Annotated in this window: 18 protein-coding genes and 1 pseudogene; 12 read left to right on the top strand and 7 right to left on the bottom strand. The window is 71.6% G+C overall.

What is annotated here, in order from left to right; all coding sequences use genetic code 11:
- Positions 1 to 67: 67 nt before the first annotated feature.
- Entirely contained in the window at positions 68 to 2200 is a 2133-nt protein-coding gene (locus SMIR_RS12170; protein ID WP_212726990.1) for a S9 family peptidase, read from the bottom strand.
- A 176-nt stretch (positions 2201 to 2376) separates the two neighbouring features.
- On the opposite strand from SMIR_RS12170, the gene SMIR_RS12165 reads away from it, so the two are divergent.
- The 4 genes from SMIR_RS12165 (at position 2377) to SMIR_RS12150 (ending at position 6403) form a co-directional block, all read left to right on the top strand.
- Positions 2377 to 2571 (top strand): hypothetical protein, encoded by a 195-nt coding sequence (locus SMIR_RS12165; protein WP_054228237.1) that lies wholly within the window; start codon positions 2377 to 2379, stop codon positions 2569 to 2571.
- A gap of 109 nt (positions 2572 to 2680) precedes the next feature.
- Positions 2681 to 3625, top strand: a complete 945-nt coding sequence (mshB, locus tag SMIR_RS12160) for an N-acetyl-1-D-myo-inositol-2-amino-2-deoxy-alpha-D-glucopyranoside deacetylase (protein ID WP_212726989.1) — start codon at positions 2681 to 2683, stop codon at positions 3623 to 3625.
- A complete protein-coding gene (locus SMIR_RS12155) occupies positions 3625 to 4044 on the top strand; it encodes a DUF6113 family protein (RefSeq protein WP_168495251.1) in 420 nt (139 codons plus the stop codon). Before mshB ends, SMIR_RS12155 begins: the two co-directional genes overlap by 1 nt.
- 160 nt (positions 4045 to 4204) lie before the next feature.
- The gene (locus tag SMIR_RS12150) at positions 4205 to 6403 is read left to right on the top strand and encodes a peptidoglycan binding domain-containing protein (RefSeq protein ID WP_212726988.1); all 2199 of its coding nucleotides are present in this window, start codon (positions 4205 to 4207) and stop codon (positions 6401 to 6403) included.
- Positions 6404 to 6520: 117 nt separating this feature from the next.
- Here SMIR_RS12150 and SMIR_RS12145 read toward each other — a convergent pair whose 3' ends face one another.
- Positions 6521 to 6850 (bottom strand): SH3 domain-containing protein, encoded by a 330-nt coding sequence (locus SMIR_RS12145; protein WP_212726987.1) that lies wholly within the window; start codon positions 6848 to 6850, stop codon positions 6521 to 6523.
- Between the two features lie 318 nt (positions 6851 to 7168).
- Between SMIR_RS12145 and SMIR_RS12140 the strand changes: the two are divergent.
- The 4 genes and pseudogenes from SMIR_RS12140 to SMIR_RS12125 all read left to right on the top strand — a co-directional run.
- Positions 7169 to 8017: pseudogene (locus tag SMIR_RS12140) on the top strand (ABC transporter ATP-binding protein); the annotation flags it as partial.
- Entirely contained in the window at positions 8014 to 8754 is a 741-nt protein-coding gene (locus SMIR_RS12135; protein WP_212726985.1) for an ABC transporter permease, read from the top strand. The pseudogene SMIR_RS12140 and the gene SMIR_RS12135, both read left to right, overlap by 4 nt.
- Positions 8751 to 9926: a sensor histidine kinase gene (locus SMIR_RS12130; RefSeq protein ID WP_168495259.1), complete on the top strand. Its 1176-nt coding sequence runs from the start codon at positions 8751 to 8753 to the stop codon at positions 9924 to 9926. Before SMIR_RS12135 ends, SMIR_RS12130 begins: the two co-directional genes overlap by 4 nt.
- Positions 9923 to 10537, top strand: a complete 615-nt coding sequence (locus SMIR_RS12125) for a response regulator transcription factor (protein ID WP_168495261.1) — start codon at positions 9923 to 9925, stop codon at positions 10535 to 10537. The genes SMIR_RS12130 and SMIR_RS12125 overlap by 4 nt, the downstream gene beginning before the upstream one ends.
- A gap of 109 nt (positions 10538 to 10646) precedes the next feature.
- On the opposite strand, the gene SMIR_RS12120 is transcribed toward SMIR_RS12125, so the two are convergent.
- The gene (locus SMIR_RS12120; protein ID WP_212726984.1) at positions 10647 to 11498 is read right to left on the bottom strand and encodes a transglutaminase family protein; all 852 of its coding nucleotides are present in this window, start codon (positions 11496 to 11498) and stop codon (positions 10647 to 10649) included.
- 17 nt (positions 11499 to 11515) lie between these two features.
- Positions 11516 to 12556 (bottom strand): GNAT family N-acetyltransferase, encoded by a 1041-nt coding sequence (locus SMIR_RS12115; RefSeq protein WP_212726983.1) that lies wholly within the window; start codon positions 12554 to 12556, stop codon positions 11516 to 11518.
- A 140-nt stretch (positions 12557 to 12696) separates the two neighbouring features.
- On the opposite strand from SMIR_RS12115, the gene fdxA reads away from it, so the two are divergent.
- Both fdxA and SMIR_RS12105 read left to right on the top strand, forming a co-directional pair.
- Positions 12697 to 13017: a ferredoxin gene (gene fdxA / locus SMIR_RS12110; protein WP_018089397.1), complete on the top strand. Its 321-nt coding sequence runs from the start codon at positions 12697 to 12699 to the stop codon at positions 13015 to 13017.
- Between the two features lie 154 nt (positions 13018 to 13171).
- On the top strand, positions 13172 to 14266 hold the full coding sequence (locus SMIR_RS12105; RefSeq protein ID WP_168495265.1) for a bifunctional succinyldiaminopimelate transaminase/glutamate-prephenate aminotransferase: 1095 nt from the start codon (positions 13172 to 13174) through the stop codon (positions 14264 to 14266).
- Between the two features lie 183 nt (positions 14267 to 14449).
- Here SMIR_RS12105 and SMIR_RS12100 read toward each other — a convergent pair whose 3' ends face one another.
- Both SMIR_RS12100 and SMIR_RS12095 read right to left on the bottom strand, forming a co-directional pair.
- On the bottom strand, positions 14450 to 14893 hold the full coding sequence (locus SMIR_RS12100) for an ATP-binding protein (protein ID WP_168495267.1): 444 nt from the start codon (positions 14891 to 14893) through the stop codon (positions 14450 to 14452).
- Between the two features lie 350 nt (positions 14894 to 15243).
- Positions 15244 to 16230, bottom strand: a complete 987-nt coding sequence (locus tag SMIR_RS12095) for a VldE C-terminal domain-containing protein (protein WP_168495269.1) — start codon at positions 16228 to 16230, stop codon at positions 15244 to 15246.
- Between the two features lie 97 nt (positions 16231 to 16327).
- On the opposite strand from SMIR_RS12095, the gene dapE reads away from it, so the two are divergent.
- Together dapE and SMIR_RS12085 are read left to right on the top strand one after the other, a co-directional pair.
- A complete protein-coding gene (gene dapE, locus SMIR_RS12090) occupies positions 16328 to 17407 on the top strand; it encodes a succinyl-diaminopimelate desuccinylase (protein ID WP_168495271.1) in 1080 nt (359 codons plus the stop codon).
- A gap of 108 nt (positions 17408 to 17515) precedes the next feature.
- A complete protein-coding gene (locus tag SMIR_RS12085; protein ID WP_101400501.1) occupies positions 17516 to 18274 on the top strand; it encodes an LOG family protein in 759 nt (252 codons plus the stop codon).
- Positions 18275 to 18409: 135 nt separating this feature from the next.
- Here the strand turns inward: SMIR_RS12085 and folP are convergent, their stop codons facing one another.
- A complete protein-coding gene (gene folP, locus SMIR_RS12080; RefSeq protein WP_168495273.1) occupies positions 18410 to 19270 on the bottom strand; it encodes a dihydropteroate synthase in 861 nt (286 codons plus the stop codon).
- Between the last annotated feature and the right edge of the window lie 189 nt (positions 19271 to 19459).

Here is a 19459-nt window from a genome sequence, read left to right as displayed (position 1 = left end):
CGTACGGCCGTGCGGGTGCCGTAGATGGGCCGGGGCGCGCCATGTCGCCCCGGCCCGTCGCATGTGTTCAGCCGGTCATGCCCAGTGATCGCTTCAGGAAGTCCACCTGGAGCAGCAGGAGGTTCTCCGCGACCTGTTCCTGCGGGGTCATGTGGGTGACGCCCGACAGGGGCAACACCTCGTGCGGGCGGCCCGCGGCCAGCAGCGCCGAGGAGAGCCGCAGGGCGTGCGCGACCACCACGTTGTCGTCCGCGAGGCCGTGCACGATCATCAGCGGCCGGTGCGGTTCGGCGGGCGCGGACAGGCCGTCGTCCGTGATCAGCGAGCTCTTCGCGTACGCCTCCGGGGCCGCCGCCGGATCGCCGAGGTAGCGCTCCGTGTAGTGGGTGTCGTACAACCGCCAGTCGGTGACCGGGGCGCCCGCGATGCCCGCGTGGAAGACGTCGGGGCGGCGCAGCACGGCGAGCCCCGCGAGCCAGCCGCCGAACGACCAGCCCCGGATCGCCACCCGGGACAGATCCAGTGGGAACCGCTCCGCGAGGCCGTGCAGCGCGTCGATCTGGTCGTCGAGGGTGAGTGTGAAGTCGTCGCGGACCGCCTTCTCCCAGGCGGGGGAGCGGCCGGGGGTGCCGCGGCCGTCGGCGACGACCACCGCGAAGCCCTGGTCGGCGAACCACTGCGAGGTGAGGTGCGCGTTGTGCGCGGCCAACACCCGGGGGCCGTGCGGACCGCCGTAGGGGTCCATGAGGACGGGGAGGGGAGTGACACCGTCGTAGTCAGTAGGCATAAGCAGGGCGCATGAGATTTTCCGTGCGCCCCCCTCGGTGAGCGTCACGCGCGGGGACAGACCGGGACTTTCGGCATACGACGTGACAGTCGCCGTCCTCTTTCCGTCCCGCAGTACCTGCACCTGGGCGCCCGGGCGGTCCGGCACCGAGGAGACCAGCACGGTCACGCCCCCGCCGCGCACCGCCGCGTGCACGCCGGGTTCCTGGGAGAGACGCTCGACACCGAGCTCGTTGACGCGGTAGACATGCACCTCGCCCGTCTCCGGGGCGGTGGCCGCCTCGCCGGCCGACGCCGAGATCAGCACGTCGTCGTCCGAGACGTCCAGCACCGCGCGCACATGCAACTGCGGTCCTGTGAAGGGGCGTTCGCCGAAGGCCAGGACCCGCGCCCCGCCCTCGTCGGCGATCCGTACGAGCTGTCCCGCAGGGCTCCAGCACGGCACGCCAGGGAAAAGATCAAGCCATTGTCGATCTTCGTCGGCGTGCACCATCCGGGTCGCCCCGGTATCAGGGTCCACGGCCAGGAACAGCTGGCTGCGCTGGTCCCGCGCCTGCACCAGGATCAGTGGCGCGCCCGCCGCTGACCAGTGCACATGCGCCAGATACGGGTAGTGCGCCCGGTCCCAGACCACCTCCGTGCGCGCCCCGTCGAGGCTGATCACGAAGAGCCTTACATCCGCATTGTCCGTTCCGGCGGCCGGGTAGCCGACCTGTTGCGGAGCGCGTTCCGGTTGTGCGGGATCGGAAATCCACCAGCGCCGGACGGGCGCGTCGTCGACCCGCGCGACCAGCAGCCGGTCCCCTTCCGGAGACCACCAGAAACCGCGCGAACGCCCCATCTCCTCGGCCGCGATGAACTCGGCCAATCCATAGGAAACCGTCCCCGAATCCGCCCCGGACTCCGGCTCCACGAGCGCCCGGTCACCCTCCCCCTCGGCGCCGACGACCCGCAGGGCGCCCCCGCGGACGTACGCCACGAGCCGTCCGTCGGGCGAGGGGCGCGGATCGATCACCGGTCCCGGGACCCGGAGTTCACGTGCCGTACCGGCCCGCAGCTCCGCCGTGAAAAGCCGCCCTGACAAGGCGAAAGAGGCCAGCTCGACCGCCGTGTCCGTGGCATAGCCGACGATCCCCGCGCCGCCCTCGCGACTGCGCTCGCGGCGTGCCCGCTCCGCCGCCGACAGGCGCTCGGTGGCGCCGCCGAGCAGCGCCCGCGGGTCGGCCGCGACGCGCTCCTGCCCCTCGGCTACATCGAGGACCCACAGCTGATTCGCCCGGTCCGTACCGGAGGAGGACCTCAGGAACACCACCCGGGAACCGTCCGGGGAGACGGTGAACGCGCGGGGCGCGCCGAGGGTGAAGCGCTGCGTCCGGGCGTACCGGCGGGGGAAGGAGAGAGGCTCGGTCGTCATGCCTTGACCATATTGGCCATGCGCCCCCTTGTGCGGCCGTGCGCCGATCGATGCGCGCGTATGGATAGTTATGATCACTGGCGGTGTGTGGGTATGAACCCGCTGGCCGCTGTATGGATTTACCGACCCCCATGTCCGACCCCCCATGTCCCTGGGATCTTTGGAGGTGAGCCGCCGTGGCACTCTCGATTTCGGCGGTGGTGCTGCTGGCGATCATCGTCGTCATCCTGGTCAGGAAGTCCGGGTTGAAGGCCGGCCATGCGGTCGTGTGTGTCCTGTTCGGCTTCTATCTCGCCTCTTCGACGATGGCCCCCACGATCAGCGACCTGACGACGAACGTCGCGGACATGATCGGCAGCTTCAAGTTCTGACGGGGAGCCTCACGTCCTGACGGGCACCCTCACGTCCTGACGGGGAGCTTCGGTGCCACGACCCGTGCCCGCCTCGGCGGTGGGCCGGGCGCCTCGTAGGGTGGGTTCCATGACGGAACTGCCCGACCGGCGTCTGCTCCTGGTGCACGCGCATCCGGACGACGAGTCGATCAACAATGGCGCGACCATGGCCAGGTACACGGCCGAGGGCGCCCATGTGACGCTGGTGACCTGCACCCTCGGCGAGGAGGGCGAGGTCATCCCGCCCGAGCTGGCGCATCTCGCGCCCGACCGCGAGGGCGGGCTCGGCCCGCACCGGATCGGTGAGCTGGTCGCCGCCATGAAGGAGCTCGGGGTCACCGACCACCGCTTCCTCGGCGGTCCCGGGCGCTTCGGCGACTCCGGGATGATGGGCCTGGAGCAGAACCACCGCGCGGGCGCCTTCTGGTCCGCCGACGTCGACGAGGCCGCGGAGTACCTGGTCGAGGTGATCCGCGAGGTCCGCCCCCAGGTGCTCGTCACCTACGACCCCGACGGGGGCTACGGACACCCGGACCACATCCAGGCCCACCGCGTCGCCGTGCGCGCCGTCGAGCTGGCCGCGGACCCCGCCGTCCGCCCCGACCTCGGCGCGCCCTGGGAGATCGCCAAGGTCTACTGGAACCGCGCCCCGCGCTCCGTCGTCGAGGAAGGCTTCCGACAGCTGCGCGAGGCCCTGCCCGGACTGCCCTTCGAGCGCTCCGCCGCCGTGGCCGACGTACCCGGCGTGGTCGACGACACGGTGGTCACCACCGCGATCGACGGGACCGCGTACGCCACCGCGAAGGCCGCCGCCATGCGGGCGCACGCCACCCAGATCGAGGTGGCCGAACCCTGGTTCGCGCTGTCGAACGCACTCGCACAACCGCTGTTCACCACCGAGTACTACGAGTTGGTGCGCGGGGAGCGCGCGGGACCCGGTCGTGAGACCGACCTCTTCGCGGGGATCGAACAGGGTTCCACGGGGACCGAGCAGAGATCCACGGGGACCGAGCAGGGAAAGGCGGACGCGTGATGAGCATGTCGGGACAGCGGGGGAGCGCGCTCGCCCAGCCGCTGCCAAGGCCTTCGGCCGGGCGGATCGTGGCCCACCTGGGCCTGTTCCTGCTCGGCGCGGTGGTCGGGGCCGCCGGGACGCTGGTGCAAGCCGCCTGGTTCCCGGGCGGGTTGCTGCTCGCCCTGGCCGGCGCGGCCGGGCTCTTCCTGGGCGGATCGCGGGCGACCGGCTCCCGGGCCGGCGCCGTCGCGCCCGCCGTGGGCTGGATGATCGCGGTCGTCCTGCTCACCTCCGTCCGCCCGGAAGGGGACTTCTTCTTCGGCGCGGGATTCGGTTCCTACCTCTTCCTGCTCGGCGGGATGGCCGTGGCTGTGATGTGCGCCACGCTTGGTCTGGGGCGGCAACCGCACGACTCCGTCGTCCGACTTGGGAAGTGACGTACCACTTCGCCGTACCGGACACGTGCGGGTCCCGTGCGAATTTCCTGGGCGGGCGAGGTTTGCGCGCCGAATACGGCCAGTATGGTGGTGCGCGCCGCCGAGCTGCCCGAGATGAGGTCGAGTAAACGGGCGGCGGAGCCAACCGGGAGAACCTGCCTTGAGTCGTGAAACTGACAGTTCGTCCTCCGGGCCCAACGGGCGCGGTGGAGCCGCGTACCCGTCGGGGACGCCCCCCTATGGGACCCCCACGGTTTCCGAAAACGGTGCCGACGCGGGCCGTTCGGCCGGCGGTACCCCGCCGGAGGAGCGCAAGACCGAGACCACGCTGACGACACGGATCCGGATCAACATCCCCGGATCGCGGCCCATCCCGCCGGTCGTCGTGCGCACACCGGTCGGGGACACCGAGTCGCCCGCCGAGTCCGCCGGTTCCGCGGGAGCCCCGGCGGAGGCGCAGCGTGCCGTGAGTGCGCCCGTGGCAGCGTCCACGGCCACCGAGACCTCGGCCGAAGCCGCCGCCGCGGGCGGTGCTCCGGCCAGAGAGAAGACCAGCGACTGGTTCGCACCCCGCAAGTCCGGTGCGCCGGGCGGCGGCCCGGGCGGCGGGTCCACCAACGGGGCGGGCCTGCCCGGCGGTTCGGGACCCACGGGTCCCGGGGCGCCGCAGGGCGCCGGTCCCCTGGGCGGCGCGGGCGCTGCCCGGCCCGGCGGGGCGAACGCGCCCCGCCCCGGGAGCGGCGGTACGAACGGTGCCGGGCTGCCCGGTGCCACCGGCGCCGGACCCGTGGCCCCCGGTCACGGCGGCGGCACCGGTTCCTTCGACGTCTCCGCGGCGCTGGGGAACACGGCTTCGTTCCCGGCCATAGGAAGCGACGGCCCGGGCGGGCCCGGCGGCCCAGGAGGCCCGGGTGGCCCCGCAGGGCCGGGTGGCGAACCGCGCCGCGACGACCTCCCGTACTTCGCGGAGAACTTCTCGGAGAAGGGCCGGGGCGGTCCCGCGGGCCCGACCGGCGGTCCGGTCACCGGTGACGGCCCGTTGGTGCCGCCGGTCGGCCCGGGCGTGGCTCCGGGCAGCCTGGCCGCGGGACCCGGTGGCCCCGGTGGTCGTGGCGTCCCCGGCGGGCACGGCGCGGCCGGCCTCGGTACGGGGTACCCCGGTGGCGGCCTCAGCGACGACACCGCGATCCTCACCCCGCAGAAGCCCGCGCCCGATCCGGGCGGCCAGGGCTACGGCGGCCCCGTGGACAACGTCTCCGGGCACACCCTGACCAGCGGCATCCCTGTTGTGCCAGCCGCCCAGAACTCCCCGTTCGGGCCGGGCTCGCACACCGACGGACCGCTGCCGCACACCCCGCCGAAGGCGCCCGAGCCGGCCCCGAAGCCCGCCGCCTCCTCGAAGAAGCCGGCGAAGAAGAAGGGCCGCAGCAAGCTGACGCTCCTGGGCGTCGGCGTGGTGTTCATCGCCGGTGCCGTCTACGGCGCGGGGCTGCTGATGAACCGCTCGGACGTCCCCAAGGGCACCACGGTGCTCGGCGTCGACATCGGCGGCGGCACCCGCGACGAGGCCGTCAAGAAGCTCGACGACGCCTTCGGGGCCCGTATGAACAAGGCGCTCCAGCTGTCGGTGGACGGCACCACGGTCTCGCTCAAGCCGGACCAGGCCGGGCTCCAGTTCAACGCCCAGGACACGGTCCGCGCCGCCGCGGGCAGCGACTACAACCCGGTCTCCGTGATCGGCTCGCTGTTCGGTCAGCAGCGCGTCGTCGAGCCGGCGATGCCCGTCGACGAGGAGAAGCTCCAGGCCGCCCTGGAGCGCACCGCGGCCGGCTCCGGTTCGGTGAGCGACGGCACCATCAAGTTCGAGTCCGGCAAGGCCGTCGCCGTGTACGGCAAGGCGGGCAAGGGCATCGACGTGGCGGCCTCGACCCAGGCCGTCGAGGACGCGTACCGCGCCCAGGTCGAGACCGGCACCACCACCCCGGTGAAGGTCGCCACCACGACCCGTCAGCCGACCGTCTCGAACGCCGAGGTCGACCGCGAGATGAAGGAGTTCGCCGAGCCCGCGATGTCCGACCGCGTCACCATTCAGACCGATGCGGTGCACAGCATCCCGTTCGGCTCCTTGTCACTGCCGAAGATCCTCGGCTTCAAGGCTGTCAACGGCAAGCTCGTGGAGACGTACGACCTCAAGGCGCTCAAGGCGGCGTACGGCGCCACCTTCGACGGCGTGCAGATCCAGACCGCGAGCGGGAAGCGCGCTGTCACGCCGCAGGACGTCGTCACCGCACTGGGCAAGGCTCTGCGGGGCAAGACGAAGGCACAGCGCATCGGAGTCATCGACATCAAACCGAGCTGACCTCTGGTCGTCCGGATGAACGGAGCCCCTGCCCGCACCGGGCAGGGGCTCCGTCGTCGCGGGGCGAACGCGTGGAGGCCCGTCCTGGGAGGACGGGCCTCCACGGGCTTCACGAGGTCACGGACGCGTGATGCAGTACAGGGCTATGTAGCCCTTGACGCCCTGGTAGTTGATCGCGATCCAGAAGTATCCGTCGGTGTGGCCGCAGGCGGTGTAGGTGCCGCCCTCCGAGGCCCCGCCGCAGTCCGCCCCCGCGCCCTTGGGGAAGAGCCCGAGGGCGGTCGAGCCGGTCGACTTCGACTGCCGGATCCGTACGCTCTCCTTGGCATGGCAGTTGATGTCCTGGACCGAGACCGTGTCCGACGGCGCCGCCTGCGCCGGGGCGGCGAAGGTGAGGCCGGCGACGGCGACCACGGCGGTGGCGGCGCCGGCAAGAAGTTTGCGCATCGCAGTTTCCCCCTTGTGGTGGTTGTGCCTGGCGGGTCAAGCCGAGCGGCGATCAAAATACTCATCTTGGCGCGTCCATGCCACCGATTACCGGCATGTGCATACGCGCTCCACGCGCACCGAGGCCGCCACCGTGCCGAAGGGGCCGACCAGCACCAGGCAGGACATGACATCTGTCATCCGGCACTCAGGACCGCCGACACTGCCGGGCACCGGGCCCCCGCGGCCACGATGGTTCCCATGACGACAACAGCGGCACCCGCCACCACCCCGGTGGTCGGGTTCGACCAGGTGAGCAAGAGCTACGGGAACGTACGGGCCGTCGACGGGCTGACACTCGACCTGCGCCCGGGCGAGACCGTCGCCCTCCTGGGTCCCAACGGCGCGGGCAAGTCGACCACGCTGGACCTGCTCCTCGGCCTCAAGCACCCCGACACCGGCGCGGTCCGGGTGTTCGGCGCCGGCCCCCGCGAGGCGATCGTCGGCGGCCGGGTGGGCGCCATGCTGCAGAGCGGCGGCCTGATGGACGAGGTCACGGTCGGCGAGCTGGTGAAGCTGGCCTGCGATCTGCACCCGAAGCCGTACAAGGTCAGTGACGTGCTGGCCCGCGCGGGCATCTCGCAGATAGCCGACCGCAAGGTCAACAAGCTCTCCGGCGGCCAGGAACAGCGCGTCCGCTTCGCGCTCGCCACCGCCGGCGCCAACGACCTCATCGTCCTGGACGAGCCCACCACCGGCATGGACGTCTCCGCCCGCCAGGCCTTCTGGGCCACCATGCGCGAGCAGGCCGACCAGGGCAGGACCGTCCTGTTCGCCACGCACTACCTGGAGGAGGCCGACGCCATCGCGGACCGCGTCCTCGTACTGCACCGGGGCCGCCTGCTGGCCGACGGCACCGCCGCCGAGATCAAGGCGAAGGCCGGCGCCCGCCGTATCGCCTTCGACCTGGAAGGCCCCATCGACGGGGCCCCGTTGCGCGCCCTGCCCTTCCTGACCTCGATCGACGTCTCCGGGCACACCGTCCGCATCCAGTCCTCCGACGCCGACGCGACCGTACACGCGCTGTACGGGCTCGGCCTCTACCCCCGCAATCTCGAAGTCGCCGGGCTCGGACTCGAGCAGGCCTTCGTCGCCATCACGGCCGCCGAGGAGGCGAAGTCGCAGTGAACAGCCTCATCAAGCTCGAGATCACCCGCGCCCTGCGCAACAAGAAGTTCCTGTTCTTCTCGGTGGTCTACCCCTCGGCCCTGTTCCTGCTCATCGCGGGCAGCGCCGACAGCACCACCAAAGTGGACGGCACCGGGCTCACCCTGCCGACCTTCTTCATGGTCTCCATGGCCTCCTTCGGCGCCCTGACCGCGGTCCTGATGGGCAACAGCGAACGCATCGCGAAGGAGCGCGAGAGCGGCTGGGTACGGCAGCTCAGGCTCACCACCCTGCCGGGCCGCGGCTATGTCCTGGCGAAGACCGCCAGCGCCGCCGTGATCAGCCTGCCGTCGATCGTGGTCGTCTTCGCGGTCGCCGCCGCCGTGAAGCACGTACGGCTGGACGCCTGGCAGTGGCTCGCGCTCACCGGCGCGATCTGGGCCGGCAGCCTCGTCTTCGCCGCGCTCGGCGTGGCCATCGGCTATCTCGCGAGCGGCGACGCGGTCCGCCCGATCACGATGATCCTGTACTTCGGGCTCTCGGTGCTCGGCGGCCTGTGGATGCCCACGACCACCTTCCCCGACTGGCTCCAGAAGATCGCGTCCTGGCTGCCCACGCACGCGTACGCTGCCCTCGGGCGATCCATCGAACTGGGCGACGCCCCGCACGCGAAGGACCTCGTCATCCTCGCCGTCTCCTTCCTCCTCTTCGCGGGCGGCGCGGCATGGCTGTACCGGAAGGACACGCTGAAGGCGTGAGCAGCGTCGGCATCGGGCAACCCCCGCAGAATCGCAGGCAGAAGATGGTCAAGGCCATCTGGACCGGCATCTGGCTCGTCTATCTGAGCGCCCCCGTCAGCGACCTGGTGCACGGCGGGCACAGCACCGGTGTCGTCGTGCTCGGCTGGTTCGGCCTGGTGGCCTTCGTCGGGTGGTACGGGGCGCTGGTCTTCCGTACCGGCCGCGGCGAGACGACCCCCTTCGTGTTCGTCTCGCTCGTGGTCCTCGCGGCCGAGGCCGCCCTGCTCTCCTTCACCCTGGGGCGGGAGTGGCTCGTCCTGTTCGTGTACGTCTCGATCGCGTCCGGCGCGGTACTCCCGCTGCGGCTGGCGCGCTGGGCCATCCCGGCCGTCTCCGCCGTGCTGACGGCGATCGCCCTGGCCGTCCCGGGCGGCAAGGCGTATCTGGCGGGGCTGCTCATCCCGGCGTTCCTCGGCGGGTTCGCCATGACCGGCGTCCGCGAACTGATCCGCACCACGATCGCGCTGCGCGAGGCCCGCGCGACGGTCGCCCAACTGGCCGCGAACGAGGAGCGCCTGCGCCTGGCCCGCGATCTGCACGACCTGCTGGGCCACTCGCTCTCCCTGATCACCCTCAAGAGCGAGCTGGCCGGCCGGATGCTCCCCGACCACCCCGAGAAGGCGGCCCAGCAGGTCGCCGACATCGAACAGGTCAGCCGGCAGGCCCTCGTCGACGTGCGCGAGGCGGTCACCGGCTACCGGCGGCCCCGGCTGTCCGGCGAACTCGCGGGCGCACAGGTCGCGTTGACGGCGGCGGGCGTCACCGCGGACCTGCCCGCCGAGCCGGACCTCACCGATGTCGCCGAGGAGAGCGAGTCCGCGCTCGCCTGGGCGCTGCGGGAAGCGATCACCAATGTCGTACGGCACAGCGGGGCCCGGCGCTGCACCGTGGAGCTCGTCCGCCGCCAGACACTGGACGGCCCGGTGCTCGAACTGAGCGTGGAGGACGACGGTTCGGGCGGCTCGGGCCACGGGCCGGGCAACGGTCTGACGGGGCTGACCGAGCGGCTGGAGAAGGCGGGCGGAGCCCTGGAGACGGGCCGGGTGCGCCGCGGCTTCCGGCTGGTCGCACGGGTACCGGCACAGGCCCCCTTCGAGGCCGCCGATCACCCCGTAGGATCCGGTGCATGAGCCGCACGATCAAGGTCCTGCTCGCCGAGGACCAGTCGATGGTCCGCGAGGCGCTGGCCGCGTTGCTGGGCCTCGAGCCCGACATCGAGGTGGTCGCCCAGGTGGCGCGCGGCGACGAGGTGCTGGCCGCGGCCCGCGCCCACGACGTGGACGTGGCGCTCCTCGACATCGAGATGCCTGGCAAGACGGGCATCGAGGCGGCGGCCGAGGTCCACAAGGAACTCCCCGGCATCAAACTGCTCATCCTCACGACCTTCGGCCGCCCCGGCTATCTGCGCAGCGCCATGGAGTCCGGCGCCGACGCCTTCCTGGTCAAGGACGCCCCGGCCGCCCAACTCGCCGCGGCGGTCCGCAAGGTGCTCGCCGGCGAACGGGTCATCGACCCCACCCTCGCGGCCGCCGCCCTCGCCGAGGGTGCCAACCCCCTGACCGACCGCGAGCGCGAGATCCTCCGCGCGGCGGCCGACGGCTCCACCAACGCCGAACTGGCCACCGCCCTCCACCTCTCCCAGGGCACGGTCCGCAACTACCTCTCGACAGCGATCCAGAAGCTGACGGCACGCAACAGGGCGGAGGCAGTCCGGATAGCACGAGAGAAGGGCTGGTTGTAATCACCGTCGAGGCAGGCGCCCCTGAAAGGGGCGCGGGGAACTGCGCGACCAGCCGAATCGGACCCGCAGTCGCCCTGTGTCTCCCAAGCCCCACGGCGCAAAGGCGAACTCAGTTCAACATCGCCCGAGCCGCCCGAGCCTGCCCCCGAACCTTCTCCGCCGAAGGCGGATCCACCGCGGCGACCACATCGGCGTAGGCATCCAACTCCGCAGCTCCACCCAGAAAATCCCCACGCTGCACAAGCAACTGCGCCCGCTCGTACCGCAACCGCGCGGGATGCGAAGGCAACAGCAGCGACAACTCCACGGCCCACAGGCCGACATCCGACCGCTCCGGCCGCGCCGCCGCCCACGCCCGGACGTTGTTCAGGATCCGCACGACCACGTCGAGCGGAGGGGCGGGGACGAGCATCGAGGGATCGAGAGGCGCGCCGGTGGCGCCCTGCACGAGCAGCTCGGCATCGGAGCCGCTCAGCACCCGCCCCCCGTCGAAGGGGTCCGCGAGCACCTGCTGCTCGGCAGGCCCGAAGCCCACCACGAAATGCCCGGGCAGGGCGACCCCGTACACCGGCGCGCCGGCCCGCCTGGCCACCTCCATCCACACCACGGAGAGCAGGATGGGCAGCCCGCGCCGCCGCCGCAGCACCGCGTGCAGCAGCGACGACTCCAGCCGTTGATAGTCTCCGGGCGAGCCCCGGAACCCGCAGCGCCCGCCGAGCAGCTCGGCGAGCGCGGTCGCCCAGGGCAGCGCCCCACCGGGCCGGAACGGCAGCTGTCCGGCGAGCCGGTCGAGTTCGATCTGCGCCGCGTCGGTCCCCGCCTCGTCCAGCGTGCCGTCCGCCGCCGCCCCGATCAGCAGACACAGCGCCGCCAGGTCGGGCCGCTCGGACCGCGCCTCCTCGGCGAACCTGCGCCGCACCTCGGCGGCCCGCTCCGGCTCCGGGGGATGGGGGGAAGGCATGGCGGTCTCGTACCCCTTCACGCCGGTCGACGGCGGTCGTCGGCGGACACCTGAGGCGCACGGTAGTGGTGGTACGTGTGATGCGCCGCGAAGCCCATCCCGGCGTACAGCGCCCGCGCCCCGGAGTTGTCCGCCTCCACCTGGAGCCAGGCCGCCGAGGCGCCCTCGTCCAGGGCACGACGGGCGAGCGCGGCCATGACGGCGGTGGCGAGGCCCCGGCGGCGCTGGGCGGGGTCGACCTCGACGGCCGCGAAACCGGCCCACCGCCCGTCGACGACACACCGCCCGATCGCGGCCGGAGGCTCCCCCTCGGGGCCGGGCACCGTCGCGAACCACACCGAGGGCCCGCTGCCCAGGACGTGCAGCGCGACCTCGCTCACCCCCTTGCGCTGGTAGCGGCCCAGCCATGCCTCGTCGGCCACGCGGGCGAGGACCACCCCGGAGGCCTCCGGGGCCTCGCGGTCGGCGAGCGGCGCGAGCGCGCCGATCCACAGCCCGGCGCTCACCTCACGCGCCCAGCCGCGTGCCTCCAGCTCCGCGCACAGCACCTCCTGGGTGCCCTCGGCCCCGGTGGCGGTCTGGACGTAGGCGGGCAGGCCACGGGCCGCGTACCAGTCACGTACGTACGTCAGCGCCTCGTCGAGCGGCACGCCCGGGTCACCGAGCGGCAGCACGGAGTTCGCGCGCCGGGTGAACCCGGAGGCCGCCCGCAGCTCCCAGTCGCCGAGCCGTTCGCTCTCCACCGGCTGCCAGGCCCGCGCGGTGACCCGCGCCAGCTCCTCGTACGAGGCAGCGGGGCCCCGCCGACGCGCCGGGGCGGCCGGTACGACTTTGCCCGCGACCAGCGAGGACTCCGGAATCCGGACGATCTCGCCGTCCCGCCGTGTGATCAGCAGCACACCCGTGTTCCATGATGTGAGAACACCGACCGTGTCAGTGAACTTCTCACCCCCGGTGGCACCTTCGATATCTACGATCATCCGCCGAACAGAGACACGTTTGCCCACGTCAGCAGCGGTGATTCGGACCTCGAGACGTCCGGCCGCAGAGATTTCCACAGGTCAGTTCACCCCTCCTGTATGGATCACGCCCCGGAACGGAGATACTAGGTGCGGGCATCGACGACGCCGCGCTCCCGCGCGCCAGGCGGCGGAGCCTATGGAGGCCCGCCAGCGCCCTATCGAGGAGGAACGACAGCGTGACCTACGTCATCGCGCAGCCTTGTGTCGACGTCAAGGACAAGGCGTGCATCGAGGAGTGCCCGGTCGACTGCATCTACGAGGGCTCACGGTCCTTGTACATCCACCCGGACGAATGCGTCGACTGTGGAGCCTGTGAGCCGGTGTGCCCGGTCGAGGCGATCTTCTACGAGGACGACACTCCCGAAGAGTGGAAGGACTACTACAAGGCGAACGTCGAGTTCTTCGACGAACTCGGCTCGCCCGGCGGCGCCAGCAAGCTCGGTCTGATCGAGCGCGACCACCCCTTCATCGCAGCGCTGCCGCCGCAGAACCAGTAAGCGGCCGCACCTACGCGCCGCCTCGGTCCCGTACGGCCCGATCCCCTCGATCGCCGTGCGGGGCCGAGGCGTTTGCCGTAGCAGCCCGTACCGGCCGCAGGCGCGCAGGCCGTGTGTGTACGGGGCGTACGAACGAGAAAGTGAGCCCGATCCCGTGTCCGCAGTCTCCGACCGGCTTCCCACCTTCCCCTGGGACAAGCTGGAGCCCTTCAAGGCGACGGCCGCCGCTCACCCGGGCGGCATCGTCGACCTGTCCGTCGGCACCCCGGTCGACCCGGTGCCCGAGCTGATCCAGAAAGCTCTGGTCGCGGCCGCGGACTCGCCGGGCTATCCCACCGTGTGGGGCACGCCCGAGCTGCGGGACGCGCTCACGGGCTGGGTGGAGCGGCGGCTCGGCGCGCGGGACGTCACCCACCACCACGTGCTCCCGATCGTCGGCTCCAAGGAACTCGTCGCCTGGCTCCCCACCCAGCTGGGCCTGGGCCCCGGCGACAAGGTGGCGTACCCGCGCCTCGCGTACCCGACGTACGAGGTCGGCGCGCGCCTGGCCCGCGCGGACCACGTGGTCTACGACGACCCCACGGAGCTGGACCCGGCCGGCCTGAAGCTCCTGTGGCTGAACTCCCCGTCGAACCCGACGGGCAAGGTCCTCTCCGCCCAGGAACTCACCCGGATCGTCGCGTGGGCCCGCGAGCACGACATCCTCGTGTTCTCCGACGAGTGCTACCTCGAGCTGGGCTGGGAGGCCGATCCGGTCTCGGTCCTGCACCCGGACGTCTGCGGCGGCTCGTACGAGGGGATCGTCTCGGTCCACTCGCTCTCGAAGCGCTCGAACCTGGCCGGCTACCGCGCCGCGTTCCTCGCCGGTGACCCCGCTGTCCTCGGCGACCTCCTCCAGATCCGCAAGCACGGCGGCATGATGACGTCCGCGCCGACCCAGGCCGCGGTGGTCGCCGCCCTCGCGGACGACGTCCACGTCCGCGAACAGCGCGAGCGCTACGCGGCCCGCCGCACCGCCCTGCGCGAGGCGCTGCTGCGCCACGGCTTCCGCATCGAGCACAGCGAGGCGAGCCTGTACCTGTGGGCCACCCGCGGCGAGTCCTGCTGGGACACCGTCGCCCATCTGGCCGAACTGGGCATCCTCGTCGCCCCGGGCGACTTCTACGGCGAGGCGGGCGAGAACTTCGTCCGCGTGGCCCTGACGGCGACGGACGAGCGGGTGGCGGCGGCGGTAGAACGCCTGGGCTAAGAAACCCCCTGGCGAGGAGCGCGCCCTTCAGGGGCGCGGGGCTCTGACATTTGCGGCTTCGCCGCGTGGGCGCGCCCAGCCCCCACCGGCCCGCGCATCACGACCCGGCATGAGCGAAGGGGTCCAGGGAAACTCCCCGGACCCCTTCGCCGTACAGCTACAGCCTGTGCACGGCCCCGGCGGCTAGCCGAGCGGCAGCCCCTTCAGCGGCAGCTGCCCCGTCGGCAGGCCACCCTTGGTCACCGCGTCCGTCGGAAGACCACCTCCGGCGGTCTTCGCGGTGTCACCGAGCAGACCCCCGGCCTGCCCCGCGGCGTCCCCGGCCACCTTCTGCGCGGCTGGCGTCGCCGTCCTGGCGACACTGCCACCCGTCTTGCCCGCGGCCGGGACGGCCTTCTTGAGGGCGTTGCCGCCGGTCGTGCCCGCGAGCCCGGTGACGTTCTGCGTCGCACCGTCGACCGTGTTGCCGACGTGCGCGCCGTCCAGAGCGGTGAGTCCGCCGAGGTTGGGCGTGGCCGGAAGTTCGGCCGCCGCGCTGGCGGAGCCGGCCGCACCGACCACGGGCGCCGCTCCCGCTGCGATGAGCAGCGCGGCACGGGCGATCCGGCGGGTCAGGGGGAGGGACATGATGCTCCTTAGACGGAAGAGAACGGTGAAGTGTCCACCCGTGCCCGGGAGTTGACCGTTCGGCCGCCGACCGGCTGTCGGGCGACCCGTTGATCGTTCCGGGCTCGGACGCAGTGACTACCGCTCGAGACCCGCGAAGGTTGCGGTGGCCCGACGTAAAGAGTTGGTAATGCGTCGCATTATCGGTTGTGGATAAAAACGGGCAAAGGGTATCCGGTCGGAAAGTCTGCCGAATCCTTACGGCCCTTTGTTTTCAAGGGGTCCGGCAGATTCTGGGGTGAGCACGCGAAAACCTGCTCGCAGCGGTAACGCGCCACGCCGCGCATCCCCCGTACAGGTGAGGCCCCGTACTACTGCGCGGTGACGATGCGGACCTCGGCGGCGGACTGCGTCGTCGTCGAACCGCCCTTGGCGTCCGTCGCGCGCCACTCGCCGTTCCTTTCCCCTGCCGTCCACTCCCGCCCCGCGTAGGAGACCCGTTGGATGTGCAGCGCCGAGGAGTTGGCCACCGCCCAGTGCGCCAGCTCCCAGCCACGCTGGCGGACGGTGGAGCCGCCCGTGGGGTCCTTGCGCACGGGCACGGTCACGGTCCGGCCGGAGACGGTCGACGAGGGGGTCGGCGTCGGGGAAGCCGCCGACGAGGCGGAGGAGCCCGCGGTGCTCACATCGGCTCCCGCATCCTGCACCACCTCGCGCCCGAAGTCCCGCACGAGCGCGGCGCGCACCGAGTCCGGGCCGCCGACCGGGGTCGCCCCCGGGCGGCCCTCACAGGTCAGCGTGGCCGCCGCGCGGCCGGTCAGGGCCGCGGCCAGCAGCGTTGCGTCAGGTTCGTGCTTCGCGTACGCCTGCGGATAGCCGCTGCGCTGCACGCGCTGCGCGGCGACGGTGAGCGGCAGCCGCATGTAGCCCGGCACCTTGGCCAGGTGTTCGTAGAACATGCCGGCCGCGTACGTCGGGTCCATGATCTGCTTCGTCGTCCCCCAGCCCTGCGAGGGGCGCTGCTGGAACAGACCGAGCGAGTCCCGGTCGCCGTGCTGGATGTTGCGCAGCCCCGACTCCTGGAGCGCGGTCGCGAGGGCGATGGCCACGGCGCGCTCCGGCAGCCCGCGGGTGGTGCCGACCGCCGAGATCGTCGCCGCGTTCACCGCCTGCTCCGGGGTGAACTCGTACGACGCGCCGTCGCTCTTGCCCGAGACGACTCTGCAGCGCGGCGCACCCGTCCCTCCTGTGAGGTACTGCACCGCGAGGTACCCCGCGAGCGCGAGCATAACTACGACGGCCGCCCCGAAACGGAAGAGGCGGCCGCGCCGGACGGGAGTGGGGGACGGCTCTGGCACGCGTACAAGGTACTGGAGGCGACTGCTGGCGACGTATGGGGTTGTGGACAACCCGTGCGCGGCAGAGCGCCGAGCAGGGGGCGCTAGGGTCGAGGGCATGGCCGACACCACCCTTGACCTCACGCTGGACGCCGCCGAGCTCACCGCGCGGCTCGTCGACTTCCCCTCGGAGAGCGGCAACGAGAAGCCGCTCGCGGACGCCGTCGAGGCCGCCCTGCGCGCCCTGCCGCATCTGACGGTCGACCGGTACGGCAACAACGTCGTGGCGCGTACGAACCTGGGGCGGCCCGAGCGTGTGATCCTCGCCGGCCACATCGACACGGTCCCCATCGCCGGCAACGTGCCCTCGCGCCTCGACGAGGACGGCGTCCTGTGGGGCTGCGGCACCTGCGACATGAAGTCCGGCGTCGCCGTACAGCTGCGTATCGCGGCCACGGTCCCCGCCCCCAACCGTGACCTCACCTTCGTGTTCTACGACAACGAAGAGGTCGCCGCCCACCTGAACGGCCTGAAGCACGTCGCCGAGGCCCACCCCGACTGGCTGGCGGGCGACTTCGCGATCCTCCTGGAGCCGACGGACGGCCAGGTGGAGGGTGGCTGCCAGGGCACGCTCAGGGTGTTCCTGAAGACCAAGGGGGAGCGTGCCCACTCCGCGCGCGCGTGGATGGGCTCCAACGCGATCCACGCGGCGGCCCCGATCCTCGCCAAGCTCGACGCCTACGAGCCGCGCACGCCGGTCGTGGACGGCCTCCAGTTCCACGAAGGCCTCAACGCCGTCCGCATCGAGGGGGGCGTGGCCACCAACGTCATCCCCGACGCCTGCACCGTCGTCGTCAACTTCCGCTACGCGCCCGACCGCAGCGAGGCGGAGGCCGAGGCCTTCGTCCGTGACTTCTTCGCCGACTGCGACATCGACGAGTTCATCGTCGACGACCACTCCGGCGGCGCTCGGCCCGGCCTGACCCATCCGGCCGCCGCGGCCTTCCTGGCTGCCGTCGGCGGCGAGGCCCGTCCCAAGTTCGGCTGGACGGACGTCGCCCGCTTCAGCGCACTCGGGGTGCCCGCGGTGAACTACGGGCCCGGCGCGCCGCTCCTCGCCCACAAGGTGGACGAGCGGGTGCGGGCGTCGGAGATCCCGGAGGCGGAGGAGCGTCTGCGCGCCTGGCTGACGTCCTGAGGCTCGCCCGAACCTTTGTGGTGCACGGCGGACATGCGCATGTCCCCCCTCCGTAACCAGCCTGGATCTACGCTGGGGCTGAACCACCGGCAAGCGGAGGGAGCGCACATGGCTACTGGCAACCCCGAGGGCAAGAAGCAGCCACCGGAGGAGCAGCGGCTGGGGCCGGTACTGCGCAGGCGGGGCCAGGTGCAGTCGAGCACCACGGACCAGCGGCTGCTGGACGCGGGCGGCCCCTCCGACTGGGTGCACACCGACCCCTGGCGAGTCCTGCGCATCCAGTCGGAGTTCATCGAAGGCTTCGGCACGCTCGCCGAACTCCCGCCCGCGATCAGCGTCTTCGGCTCCGCCCGTACGCCGGTGGACTCGCCCGAGTACGAGGCGGGGGTGGCGCTCGGCCGAGGCCTGGTCGAAGCCGGCTTCGCCGTCATCACGGGCGGCGGGCCCGGCGCGATGGAAGCCGCCAACAAGGGCGCCTGCGAGGCCAAGGGCATCTCGGTCGGCCTGGGCATCGAGCTACCCTTCGAACAGGGACTCAACCCCTACGTCGACATCGGCCTCAACTTCCGGTACTTCTTCGTCCGCAAGATGATGTTCGTCAAGTACGCCCAGGGCTTCGTGGTCCTGCCCGGCGGCCTCGGCACCCTCGACGAACTCTTCGAGGCCCTCACCCTCGTCCAGACCCAGAAGGTCACCCGCTTCCCGATCGTCCTCTTCGGTACGGCGTACTGGGGCGGTCTCGTCGACTGGCTCAAGAACACCCTGATCGCCCAGGGCAAGGCCTCGGAAAAGGACCTCCTCCTGTTCCACCTCACGGACGAGGTGGAGGAAGCGGTGGCCTTGGTCTCCAAGGAGGCAGGCCGGTAGAGGGGCGGCCCCGCAAGGGGCGCGGGGAACTGCGCGACCAGCCCCCACTCGCCCGCAGCCGAAGAATGCACCTCGGGGGTCCGGGGCGGAGCCCCCAGGTCAGGAACGAGTAGGGGCGGCGGGGGCGAGGAAGGTCTACGCCAGGCCCCGGCGGGCCACCGTCGGAGGGCGGTGGCCCGCGATCGACGTCACCATGTCCAGGACCTGACGGGTCTCGGCGACCTCGTGGACGCGATACACCTGCGCCCCCAGCCACGCCGATACCGCCGTCGTGGCCAACGTCCCCACCACCCGCTCCTTCACCGGCCTGTCGAGCGTCTCCCCGACGAAGTCCTTGTTGGAGAGGGAGACAAGCACGGGCCACCCCGTCTCCACCATCTCGCCCAGCCGCCGAGTCGCCTCCAGGCTGTGCCGGGTGTTCTTCCCGAAGTCGTGCCCGGGGTCGATCAGCACGGACTCCCGGGGCACGCCCAGGGCCACCGCCCGCTCGGCCAGCCCCAGGGTCACCCGCAGAATGTCGGCCATGACGTCGTCGTAGGTGATCCGATGCGGCCGCGTACGAGGCTCGGCGCCCCCGGCATGGGTGCACACCAGCCCCACCCCGTACCGCGCGGCCACCTCCGCGAGCCGAGGATCCACGCCACCCCACGCGTCGTTGAGCAGATCGGCCCCCGCCTCGCAGACCGCCTCCCCGACCTCGTGCCGCCAGGTGTCGACGCTGATGATCACGTCCGGGAACCGCCGCCGCACCTCGGCGACGAAACCCACCGTGCGGCGCGCCTCCTCCTCGGCGGTCACCTCTTCCCCGGGCCCGGCCTTCACCCCGCCGATGTCGATGATGGCGGCGCCCTCGGCCACCGCCTGCTCCACGCGGGCGAGCGCGGGCTCGTCGCGGAAGGTGGCTCCCTGGTCGTAGAAGGAGTCCGGGGTCCGGTTCACGATGGCCATGATCACCGGCTCGTGCGGGTCGAATTCGTGCCTGCCCAGCCTGAGCATCCCCTGTGACCTCTCCTAGTAAGTCCCGCTGCTTAGCCGCCTGCGACCTTAACTGTCAGACTCGCATGGCACGATCGGACCCTGACACTTTCGGCGCCGGACCGCTTCGGCACTCGTCAGACGTTTTCAGTAGCTTCAGTACTTTCGCGCCGACGCCCAACGCGTCGGCACCAGAGCGTGGGGACCTCA

Source organism: Streptomyces mirabilis (assembly GCF_018310535.1).
Taxonomy (GTDB): domain Bacteria; phylum Actinomycetota; class Actinomycetes; order Streptomycetales; family Streptomycetaceae; genus Streptomyces.
Note: the sequence above shows the minus strand (reverse complement) of the source record. Positions and strands in the feature narration are given on the sequence as shown.